We start from the raw sequence: 3,618 nt of genomic DNA on the forward strand, positions 1-3,618 counted from the left end.
GGGCGAGGGTGCAGAGCGCGGCGAGAAGGGCCGCGAAACGACCTCGCCCCTTGCGCGCGCGCTCAGGCCAGAAGCTGGAAATCACCGATCGAAAAGGCATGAACATCCGTCAATGTGGCGATGGTGACGGCGCTGCCCGCGCCTTCGCCATCCGCGTCGAAGGACAGGATACCGTCTTCGGTCCGGAACAGGAACTGCGGGCCGCCGCCGGCCGCCACCGGGGCGGCGCCGGAGACCAGCACGATCTCGGAAATACCGAAGCCGCTGGCCCGGATGGCGATGCGGTCGGCGCCCGAAGTGAAATCGGCGATCGTGTCGCCGCCGTCCGTCGGCCGGTCGAAGCGGAACTGGTCGGCGCCCGCGCCGCCGCGCAAGAGATCGCCCCCGGCACCGCCGATCAGAATGTCGTCGCCGCGCCCGCCCGACAGGACATCGTCGCCGCCGCGGCCCTGGAAGATGTCATCGCCGTCGCCGCCGACCATCCGGTCGGCGTCTTCGGACCCGCGATATTGTTCGATCGAGGTGTAACTGTCGCCGGCCGCCTCGCCCCGGCTGCGGGTCGGGTCGGCGAGATCAAGGGTGACCTTCTGTTCGAAACGCGCGATGTCGTAGCCGGTCCCGCCGTCGATGCGGTCCGCGCCGAGACCGCCGACCAGGATATCGGTGCCCGCGCCGCCAATCAGGATGTCGTTGCCGCCCCGGCCGGTGATCTCGTCATTGCCGCCTTCGCCCCACAGCCGGTCGATCCCGGTGGTGCCGGTCAGCAGGTCGTTGCTCGCGTCGCCATGCAGGCTGTCGCCGGACAATTTCAGGATCTGGTTGAAGGTCGCGCCCGCCGGATCGGACCAGGACAGGATGAAGCGACCGTCGTCCAAGGCCCGCAGATCCAGCCAGGAGGGCATCCCGCCGGCAACGAAGATCTGCGAGACATCGGACAGGACATGGTCCTCGTCATAGGCGTGCAGGTAAAGATTGACCGCGCCGCCCGCGTTCTCGGCCGCCGTCACCACGATCAGTCCGCCGCCGGGCAAGGCCAGCAGGTCGGCTGGTTTCGCGCCATCATCGATCAGGGTCACGGTGCCGATCAGATCGAGCCCCGCGGTAAAGCGGGCGAGATAGGCGCCGCCATCGATTTCGATGACGGCGACATAGGTGCCGTCGAGACAAGCCGTCGCCTCGACCGCGCCGAAGCCCTGAAGCACGGGATGGCCTTCGATCGACGAGGAGGGTATCCATTCCCCCGTCTTGCGGATGAGCCCGCCCTCATTATCGAAGGTGGCGAGGGAGATTTTCAGGCTGTCGGTGCCGACCTCGTCGACCCACAGGACGCCGGCCCGGTCCCGCGCGACGGCGAACAGGCTGCCGTTGGTCACCGTCGACAGATCAAGCTCCGTCCACGGATTGGTCTCGCCATCGATATGGACATATTCGAGACGGCGCGATGAATCGGTATAATCTTCTGGGCCGGAATAGAAATGATACGATATTGTTCTGTAATCTACATAAATCGTGGAGTATTCGAGATTGCCAAAGCCCTGAAATTCCTGATCGATCATTCTTTCTTGTTGATAATAGTAATATTCGTTCCCGTCTTCGTCCTCTAGGTAAGGTTCTGTTTCCAGATAGGATTCGTAATAGACATATTGCCCGGGCCTCGACGCCCCGGCAATGACACTGGCCGTTTGCGTCAGCTCGACGTCGATCCAGCCACTGCCCGGATCATCGACGGAAATGGTCGTGTCGAAGGCCAGGACAGTGCCGTCCGGCAGACCCAGGGCATAGTTGAACGACGGCCCCGAGGCGACGGTTGCCGGCTCGCCCACGCTGGCGCCGGTTTCGTCGATGGCGACGGCGATGACGGTGCGGGCATCCTGCAGGAGATAGTAGGTGAGGCTTCCGTCCTCGCCCTCCGCCAGCGTCAGCGCTTTCACCGGCGCGATCTCGTGACGGGACATGGATGCGGCGATCTTCATGGCGTGCCTCCGGCAATCGTGGATCGGGGTTCTCGTTGTGTCATTCGCCCGAAAATTGATCTTGCCCGGACAACCATATTCCAAGTGGCGCTGCGGGGGAATTCGCATTGGCGGTGCCCGGGCGTGGCTTGCTCGCGGGCGGAGAGTTGCGCAAGCCGCCGCGACCTGATACCGGGACCCGCCATGGATCACCTGCCGATCGACGATGTCCTGCCCGAGCTTCTGTCCGTCCTGCGGGCGGGGGCGGCGGCTGTTCTCGAGGCGCCGACCGGGGCGGGCAAGACGACGCGGGTGCCGCTCGCGTTGCTGGACCAGCCCTGGGCCGGCGGCGGGCGCATCATCATGATCGAGCCGAGGCGCCTCGCCGCCCGGGCGGCCGCCCGGCGCATGGCCGATACCCTCGGCGAGGCGGTGGGCGAGACCGTCGGTTACCGCGTCCGCTTCGACAGCAAGGTCGGCCCGAAGACCAGGATCGAGGTCGTCACGGACGGGCTCTTCACCCGCATGATCGTCGAAGACCCGGGACTGGACGGGATCGCCGCCATCCTGTTCGACGAATTCCACGAGCGCGGCCTCGATGCCGACCTCGGCCTCGCTCTCGCCCTCGAAGCGCAGGAAGCCCTGCGGCCTGATCTTCGCTTGATCGTCATGTCGGCGACGCTGGACGGGGCTCGGGTGGCGGAACTTCTCGGCGGGGCGCCCGTCGTCCGCTCGGAAGGCCGGGCCTATCCCGTGGCGCTCCGCTGGGCCGAGGGGCGGGACGAAGCCCCGCTCGAAGCCCGGATCGCCCGCGCCGTGCGCCGGGCGCTGGCGGATCTGCCGGGCGATATCCTCGTCTTCCTGCCGGGACGGGGCGAGATCGAGAAGGCGGCCCGCCAGATCGAGGAGGGCGGCCTGCCGCCGGGCGTCGTCCTGCATCGGCTGCACGGCGATCTCGACTTCGCCCAACAGGATCGCGCCCTGGCGCCGGCTTCGCCGGGCACGCGCAAGATCGTGCTCTCGACCAATATCGCCGAAACCAGCCTGACCATCGAAGGCGTCGCCATCGTCATCGACTCGGGCCTCGCCCGTCATGCCGCCTTCGATCCGGGCACCGGCATGGGACGCCTCGTGCTCGGCCCGATTTCCGCCGCCTCGGCCGAACAGCGGCGGGGCCGGGCCGGGCGTCTCGGCCCCGGCACCTGCATCCGCCTGTGGACCGAGGCGGAACACCGCGCCCTGCTGCCTCATACGCCGGCGGAAATCCTGCTGGCGGATCTCGCGCCGGTCGCCCTCGATCTCGCGCTGTGGGGCATCGCCGATCCTACAAGCCTGCGTCTGCTCGATCTACCCAACGCCGGCGCCTATGCCCAAGGGCGGCGCCTGCTGGAAGATCTGGGGGCGCTCGATCCTCAGGGCCGGATCACCGATCACGGCAAGGCGCTGGCGAGGCTGGGCGCCCATCCCCGCCTCGGCCATCTGATGATCGAGGGCAAGCGGCTGGGCGAGGGGGCGCAGGCGGCAAGGATCGCGGCGTTGATCGAGGGGCGCGATCCGCTGCGCCTCGGCCCACAGAACCGCGATTGCGATCTGGCGCCGCGCCTCGAGGCGATCGAGGGACGGGGGGGCGCCGGGGCCGATCGCGGGTTGCTGCGCCAGATCGAAC

At 67.5% G+C, this 3,618-nt stretch carries 2 protein-coding genes; one reads left to right on the forward strand and one right to left on the reverse strand.

The annotated features are described in order from the left end of the window. Positions 1 to 62 precede the first annotated feature (62 nt). On the reverse strand, positions 63 to 1,973 hold the full coding sequence (locus WAZ62_RS07745) for a calcium-binding protein (RefSeq protein WP_422642944.1): 1,911 nt from the start codon (positions 1,971 to 1,973) through the stop codon (positions 63 to 65). Positions 1,974 to 2,156: 183 nt separating this feature from the next. On the opposite strand from WAZ62_RS07745, the gene hrpB reads away from it, so the two are divergent. Beyond that, positions 2,157 to 3,618, forward strand: a 1,462-nt coding sequence (gene hrpB, locus WAZ62_RS07750) for an ATP-dependent helicase HrpB (protein ID WP_422642945.1), incomplete at its 3' end; no start/stop codon positions are given.

Origin of the sequence: Zavarzinia sp., from assembly GCF_049306435.1 — a bacterium.
Lineage (GTDB): Bacteria > Pseudomonadota > Alphaproteobacteria > Zavarziniales > Zavarziniaceae > Zavarzinia.

Bases quoted from the DNA above. Each gene is read 5' to 3' on its own strand.
- WAZ62_RS07745 (WP_422642944.1), bottom strand. From the start codon at position 1,973: ATGAAGATCGCCGCATCCATGTCCCGTCACGAGATCGCGCCGGTGAAA.